Origin of the sequence: Streptomyces sp. NPDC058964, assembly GCF_042741275.1 — a bacterium.
GTDB lineage: Bacteria > Actinomycetota > Actinomycetes > Streptomycetales > Streptomycetaceae > Streptomyces.
Window position 1 is genome coordinate 1 of record NZ_JBHYKH010000448.1, and the last position, 7,512, is coordinate 7,512.

Below are 7,512 nucleotides of genomic sequence, written 5' to 3' on the forward strand. Positions count from 1 at the left end.
CGCGGGGGGGTCGCCGCGGGGGGGGCGCGCGGGGCTCACCGCGGGCCCCCGGGGGGGGGGGGGGCCGCGCGGTGCACCCGCCCGATTGCCCTGGGGCCTGGCCGCCGGGGCCCGGCCCCCCCGCGACCAGGTCGAGGTCGGCTCCGGCGAGGGCGCCGCCCATGCACCGGGAGCCGACGACGTGCACGGTTCCCTCGCCCAGCGCATCCGCGAGGCGTCGCACGGTCCGTTCGACGGGGGCTTCGTCGCGCGTGACGGGGCAGGGCCCGGCTTCCGGCAGTTGCCGTACCTCACCCGAGCCCAGCGCGACGGCCGCCCGGGGCCGCATCGGCTCGTCACCCCGACGGGAGAGGACGACGAGCTCTCCGACCCGTGCCGACAGGCCACTGCCCAGGCGGGCGGCGCACCGGGCGGCAACACGCTGTGCATCCTCGCTGCGGCCCAGGGTCAGGTGCGGGGTGAAGCCCTCGGCGCGGCCCCGGCAGCGGGGGAACAGCCGCTCCAGGGCGGCACGCAGTTCCGCCCAGGGAACCTGGTCGGACGCGGCCGGGTCGAGCCAGACGGTCGCGTCGTCGCGGTGTCCGAAGGTGTGCACGCCCCGCAGGCGGGCGGTGAAGGCCGGGACGGAGGCCGCGGCCCGGGACAGCAGGGGGAGGGCGCGGTCGAACGCGGACTCGGGGACGAAGCCGAACATCAGATTGACGTGTGGCGGCCAGCGGTGGATCTGCGGATCGTGTTCGGCACGGATGTCCTGGATCGTGGGCCAGAGCTCTTGTGGTGGTATCCACGCCACCGCGGTACGGGCGGTCGGCGGGATGTCGAGGGCCGTATCGTCGGGCGCGGACGCATCGAGGCTGACGTCCGCCGCCACGCCGTAGTGGTCCGAGACGAACAGTCCGCCCGGGGCCGGCGAGTCGCCCAGCAGGGCCGCGTCGGTCGCACGGAGCCCGGGGGAGCGCAGCAGGATCCGGTCCAGCCGGGAGGCCCGCCCGGAGAGCGAGGAGACCGCGGCCAGTGGATTGACGCCGGGGTCGAACGTGGGGGTCCGGTCGCCCGGTCCGTGCACCTGCGTCCACGCATCGTGGAGTCCGAGGGCGGCGGCCGGTCCGCTCGGGCCGTCACCGCCGTCGTTGAAGTCGCCGAGCAGGATCACGGGGGCGTCCACACCGGCAAGTCCCCTGGCCAGCTGGGCCAGTTCGGTCTCCCGTCGGGCGGCACCGTTGTCGGAGTGGTCGCTGCTCAGATGGGTGTTGGCGATCACGATTGGTCCGGAGGCCGTCTCCACGGTCACGGCGGTGACCGCCTTGTGCGGGCCGAGTTCGTGCCGGCCCGCCTCCCGTACCGGCAGCCGACTGAGCAACAGCAGTCCGCTGTCGTCGACATGCCTGCCCCTCGGGTCGGTGCCGATGGTGTAGCCGGCCCGGACCCACGCCGCCTCGAGCAGCATGGTGAGCAGCTTCGGCTCGACCTCCTGCAGCGCGATGACGTCGGCGTCGGCCTCCTCCAGCGCCGCGAGCAGCAGAGGCCTGCGCCCGGCTGTGTCGATGCGGTCGCTGTCGTAGCGGTCCCAGAGTGTGTTCCAGGTCAGCACGCGCAGCGCCACCCCGTCCCGTACGGCCGTCCTCCCCCGGGTTCCGTCGGCGATGCGCCATCCGGCAGCCACGGGGTCCCAGGCGTGGGGTGCCCCGGCGGTGAAGAACGGCGCCCGCAGCACGCGCGGGTCCTGTGCCCGGCCGGCCGTCGACACGTCGATGCGGTCGACGCCGCCGGCCCGGTCCCACACCACCTCGCCGTCCGCCTCGACGAAGACGACACGGTGCCAGGGGATGTCGCCCCCGGGCACGAAGGAGGGCAGCGGGACCCGCTTGGGAGCGGCCCCCCGCTGGCTGATCCCGAGGACGAACCGGGCGGCGTCGAAGCGAGGGTCCCAGCGGACCCGGTGGTAGATCTCGTCGCTGGTACGCATCAGACCCCCTCTCCGTCCAAGGTGCCGTCGACGTCCTCGACGGCACCACCCGCTCCCACGTACCAGGTACGGTGCGCCTGGCCGGGATACGGCGGATCGAACCGCCTCAGCTGCCCGGCGAGCACGTCCGGCGGCACCGGGTGGGCCCGGTCGCTGTTGCGCCGTGCCAGCGCCTCCTCCTCCACCACCACGACCACCTGCGTGACCAGCGCGTCGCGGCGGCGTGCCACCGCCTGCACCAGCGAACGCTGTGGGCGTACGAGGGACGTGGCGTCCCACACCACCGTCCCGCCGTCGGCCAGCGCCGTGTCGAGCCGCTGCAGACCTTCGCGGAGCACGTCGGTGTTGGCCCGCTGATCGGCACGAGAGCCACGGGCCTGCCGCAGGTCGTCGAGGGACACGACGGTGTCGACCCCCCGCAGCCCCGCGGCGAACGTGCTCTTGCCGCTGCCGGACGGACCGGTGAGCTGGAGCAGCCGCGGAAACCGCCCGCTCCGCCACCGCCAGGTCGCCGCCACGGCCTCCTCGACAGTGGTGACACGCCCCGTGGCATACGCCTCCCGCGCCTGTGTCCAGCAACGGTCCGCCGCGTCGGCGTCGCCGAGCCCGGACAGGGCGTCGCGCAGCCCCGAGCGCAGCGGCTCCAGCGGTGCCTCGCCGAGCAGCCCGGCCTCCTCCGCGTACAGCGCGGACCAGTCGACCTGCTCGCGCGCCCCGGCGTCCCGGCCCACCGCGACCGCCCCGGCGACCGCGTGCAGTACGCCCAGATCGGCCGCGACGGCCATGCGGCCCAGACCGGTGCGCCGCTCCTCGTCGGGATAGGGCCGGTGCAGCAGGGAGTGCAGCCCGACGAGGTCCGCCACCCGCCGCGCCAGCGGCATGCCGAGCGGCGCCGCCAGCCGGGGAGCCAGCGAGGGCCGCCGCCACCCGTGCAGCAGCGCCGCGAGCACGCCCGCTAGCCGCGCGTCCCCGGTCCGGCCCAGCACGTCGAGCCTGGCCGACACATCGGCCACGACGGACTCGCAGGACGGATCCGGCTCCCGCGGCCGCGTCCCCGTCGCGGGGCCCCGGCCCCAGACCGGCGCCCCCCCCCCCCCCCCCCCCGCCCCCACCGCCCGCCCCCGGCCCCCGCCCCCCCGCGCGCGCACGCGCCGCATACTCGCCCCCCCGCCCCCCCCAGCGCCGGCCCCACGGGCCCGCGGCCGGGCTCAGCCCGTTCTCCACGACGTCGGTGTGCATCCAGTGCGTGCCGGTCTGCACATGGCCCGGCCGTACCCACTTGGCCACCCGCCGCCCGAACTCCTCGCGCCCGAACCCCTCGACGGTGCGTACGACGTAGCCCTCCTGGCGAGCGGGGTCCAACCGCAGTGCCCGTACGGCCCGTTCGTCGAATGTGCCGCGCCACAGCACCGGAGGGGCCGGAACGCCGAGACGCCCCAGGAACCGGACCGTGCGGTCCCAGTCCAGGCAGCGTTCCCCGTCCCAGACGGAGAACCCGTAGAACCAGCTCTCCAGTTCCTCGTACGCGATCGAGTGCCGGGCGTACAGGTTCTCCCCGCACACCCGCCACCCCGCGGGTATGGCCGCGCCGATCCGCCCCTGCAGTCCCTTGACCCACGCCCGCGAAGGATGGTGCGCAGAGTCGAGCGAGCGGGCGTGCAGCCCGTCCGGGTACAGCGTGGTGTTCTCGCCGTCGAGCTTCTCGGTGACCACGACCTCCGCACCCCGCAGTCCGGAGAGGTCGCAGACACGTACGTCGTCCCTACTCGCACCGGGCGACCAGGGAAGGTGGGGGGTACGGGGATAGTGCACGCGCATGATCACGACCTCGGTCGGGAGTACCGGAAGCAGATGCCCCCGTGACCGGGCAGGTCCAAGCGTTCGGACCGCATCCTGCGGAATCCCCCAGCGAACTGCCTGACCAGCCCGGCTGCCGCTACGAGTCCGGGGACGAGCGAGCCGACTGTAATCGACACGACCGACGGAACGCCTGCTCATTTCCCGCGTCCGGGCAGCGCCCCGGTCACTCCTCCGGGTGGTGCGGGCGGCCTTCCGGCGCGAGAGGACCGGGCTCCGACCGTAGGCTGAGGTGGCCGGATCCGGCTCGAGCGGCGTCCTGGCGGCGCCCGGAGAGCCACAGGTCGTTGTGGGGGAGTCGGAACGGGATGGGTGGCCCTGGTGACTGCACCGGATGAGTCGGCCGAGCCGGCGGAGCGGCCGGCCTCACCGGCCCCGGGCCGGGGCACGCCGGCGGGGCGCGATGCCGTTGCCGTGGCTCTGTTCGACCCCGACGGCCGAGTGCTCACGTGGAACTCCGCGGCGCAGGCACTGACCGGTCATGCCGTGCGGGAGATCGTCGGCAGGGATGCGGCGGCGCTGGCCGACCGGGCCACCGTGCGAGGGAGCGAGCTGGTGCGCAGGCTCGTGCGCGCGGCAGGCGGGGTGCGCACCGACTGGGTGCGGTGCCCGGACGGCACCTGCCGTGCCATCGCCTGGCATCCCGTACCGGTGCCGCTCGCGACCGGAACCGGGCTGCTGGCCGTCGCCGTCCCCGAGGTCCAGCAGATCCATCAGTGCGACGCGGCCATGGCCGACCATCTGCTGCACTCGTCCCCCATCGGCCTGGCCGTCCTCGACAAGGACCTGCGGTTCCGCTTCGTCAACGAGGCGCTGGCCCGTGTCAACGGTCTGCCGGTCGGGGAGCATCTGGGACGAAGCATCCTCGATGTCCTCGACCTGCCCGACCCACAGGCGTACGAGCGGGTACTGCGCCGGGTCGTCGACGACGGCGAGACCGTCGACAACCTCCAGGTCGCGGCCATCGGCCCCGACGGACGCCCGTACGCCGCGATGGGCACCTTGTTCCCGCTGCGTGACAGCGAAGGCCGTGTCGTCGGCCAGGCCGGTGTGGTGCGTGAACTCGGCGCGACCCGGCACGAACTGCTCGACGCGGCCCAGGAACGCCGGCGCATGGAACTGCTCGGCCGGGTCGGCGCCACGCTGGGGCACGGGCTGGACCTGGGCGGCGTCGCGGCGAAGCTCGCCACGGTCTGCGTTCCGGAGTTCGCGCGGGCCGTCACCGTCGAACTGCTCCGCGCGGTGGTGCACCCGGACTCGGACACCGCGTTCACCGACCTGGACGGGACGGCGAGCGCGGACGCCCCGGCGGACGCCGGTGACTTGCCCTGGGTGCACAGGCTCACCGCGTCGGCGGGGCGGGACGACTCCCGGCCGGACGACGCTCTGGAGGGGCCACGACCGGCGGCGGACCCGGTCGCGGACTGCGTCCGTACCGCAGGGCCCGTGGCCTATCGCACCGGCGAGCACGGTGCGGGCCCCGAGCACGGGATCGCCGTACCGCTGTCGGCCGGCGGACGGGTGCTGGGCTGCGTCACCTTCCTGCGCTACGACCGCGAGTTCGGGAACGAGGACATCCGCACCGCGCACGACATCGCCACCCGCACGGCCATCGCGATCGACAACGCCCTGCTCTACAGGCGCGAGCGGCTGGCCACGCTGACGCTCCAGCGCCATCTGCTCCCGTCGGGCCTTCCCACGACACCGTGGGCGCGGACGGCGCACCGCTACAGCCCCGCGCAGGACGGCACTCTCGCCGGGGGCGACTGGTACGACAGCGTTCTGCTGCCGGGCGGCAGGATCGGGCTGAGCATCGGCGACGTCATGGGTCATGGCCTGAGTGCCGCAGCGGCCATGGGGCGCTACCGCTCCTGCACGCGCGCCCTGCTGTCGGTGGGTCTGCTCCCCGGGCAACTGCTCACCCGGCTGGACGATCTGGCCGACGGCGTCCCGGGCCACAAACTCGCCGCCACCTGCGCGTGTGTCGTCTACGACGGGGTGAGCGGGCTCCTCCAGGTCGCCCTGGCGGGTCATCCACCGCCGCTGCTCATCCGGCCGGACGGCACGGCCGGCACGCTGGGCGGCGAGCCGGGACCACCCGTGGGCATGGGACTCGACCCCGTGTACCGGGAGACACGCCATGTCGTCGATCCGGGCAGCCTGCTGGTCCTGTACACCGACGGCATGATCGAGGACCGGAGCAGGGCACTGGACCTGGACCAGGGCATCGCCGTGCTCAGCCGGGCGGTCAGGGATCCCCGGGCTCCGCTGGGCGAGGTGTGCGACGCCCTCATGGCGGCTCGCCCGGTCAGCTCGGTGGACGACGCCGCGCTGCTCGTCACCCGGCTCGCCCGCCTCCAGGGCGGTATCGCGCACAAGCCGTCCTGAGCGATCACAAGGGGGGCGCTCCACCGCCGGCTCCAGGCGGACGACGACGCTCTTCGGCGCGTGGTGTTGCCGATGGTATCGGCGGAGGCGGGGTCGACGGGGGCGGTGACTCTGACGGTATTGGCCGCTCTGGCCTGCCTCGCAATTTCGTCGGGCGGAGCCGGCCGGTGCGACCGAGTCACCGCTGTATCGGTTCACCTGCGCGCCAGTTGGGCGGCCCAGGGGTGAATACGTCTCCATCATGACAGGTCAGAGGCCATTTTCGTAGGACGGATGGCACAGCTCTTCAACCTTGTTCGCCCCCTTCTCGAACTCTCAGAATCTCCGTCATGAATCACACCGAGAAGCTTGATCAGGATGCGGTGCTGAGAGCGCGGACAATGCTGCTGGGATCCGGCCGGCTGAGCCCCATGCGAGAGATCGAGGCGTACCGGGTGCTTGCGGGGGTGGGCCCGCTGACGTATCTGCCCAAGCTTTGCGAGGCCCTGATCTCGTACGGATACGAGGCGGAATTCAGGGGCCGGCCGGACATTCGGCTGGCGCTGAGCGCGGAGGCCGTCGATGTCGCCCGGCGCATCGACACGAGCCTTCCGCAGCGGACCGAATTGCTGGCCCGTGCCCTGTCCGCCTATGAGTTCGAGCTCTACGAGGCCGGGCGCCGGACGGAAGGTCTCGCCATATGCGAGGAGTTGGCCGAGACGTGGGGGGCCTCTTTCGAGCAGGGCAAGGTGAACAGACCCGTGTACGGCTACGGCCGTCTGGCCGTTGTACTCGCCGAGGACGGACGTCACGCGGAGGCGGCGGAGATCTACGGCAGGGTCGCGCGAGCCGAGCGATCGGAAAGTCCGGGGGGAGCCTCCTTCTGGACCATGGTCCAGTGGGCGGCCGAGCTCGACGCCGCCGGACGTCAGGACGAGGCGCTCGAGGCCTTCGCGGAACTCGTGGACGACCTCCGCCGCGACTTCGACGCCGGCCGGACCTCGTCGGCCATCCTCACGTGGAGCCTGGTCCACCGCTCCCGGATGCTGGACACCGCCGGACGCCACGCCGAGGCCAGGGAGGCACGCAAGGAGGTCCTCGTCCTCCTTGCCGCGCTGGGGGACACCGGGGAACGCAGGAGCTGGAGCAACATCCTTTCGTGGTGGACCACTCTGTTCGCCCTGTCGGGCCGCTCGGCGGAACCCGCGGGAACGCCGAGCGCCCCGGCCCCCCCCGTAGGGTCGCAGCGCAGGTCGCCCCCCATCCCGCAGGCGTACCACGACAGCCAGGAACCCCGCGAGGCGGATACCCCCCTCGAGAAT

General features: G+C 73.4%; 4 protein-coding genes and 1 pseudogene. 2 read left to right on the plus strand and 3 right to left on the minus strand.

Annotation, left to right across the window (positions count from 1 at the left end; all coding sequences use genetic code 11):
* The 3 genes and pseudogenes from ACFW2E_RS36420 to ACFW2E_RS36430 form a co-directional block, all read right to left on the minus strand.
* Positions 1-1,966: RNA repair domain-containing protein (locus ACFW2E_RS36420; protein WP_384473175.1), on the minus strand; the 1,966-nt coding region annotated here is incomplete at its 3' end.
* Positions 1,966-2,979 carry an AAA family ATPase gene (locus ACFW2E_RS36425; protein WP_384473167.1) on the minus strand — a complete coding sequence of 338 codons (1,014 nt, stop codon included), beginning with the start codon at positions 2,977-2,979 and terminating at the stop codon, positions 1,966-1,968. The genes ACFW2E_RS36425 and ACFW2E_RS36420, both read right to left, overlap by 1 nt.
* Positions 2,980-3,298: 319 nt before the next feature.
* Positions 3,299-3,964, minus strand: a pseudogene (locus ACFW2E_RS36430) (RNA ligase family protein); the annotation flags it as partial.
* A 273-nt stretch (positions 3,965-4,237) separates the two neighbouring features.
* On the opposite strand from ACFW2E_RS36430, the gene ACFW2E_RS36435 reads away from it, so the two are divergent.
* Positions 4,238-6,211, plus strand: coding sequence for a SpoIIE family protein phosphatase (locus ACFW2E_RS36435; RefSeq protein WP_384473170.1), 1,974 nt, complete (start codon positions 4,238-4,240; stop codon positions 6,209-6,211).
* A 329-nt stretch (positions 6,212-6,540) separates the two neighbouring features.
* The coding region (locus ACFW2E_RS36440; protein WP_384473173.1) for a hypothetical protein at positions 6,541-7,512 on the plus strand (972 nt) is incomplete at its 3' end.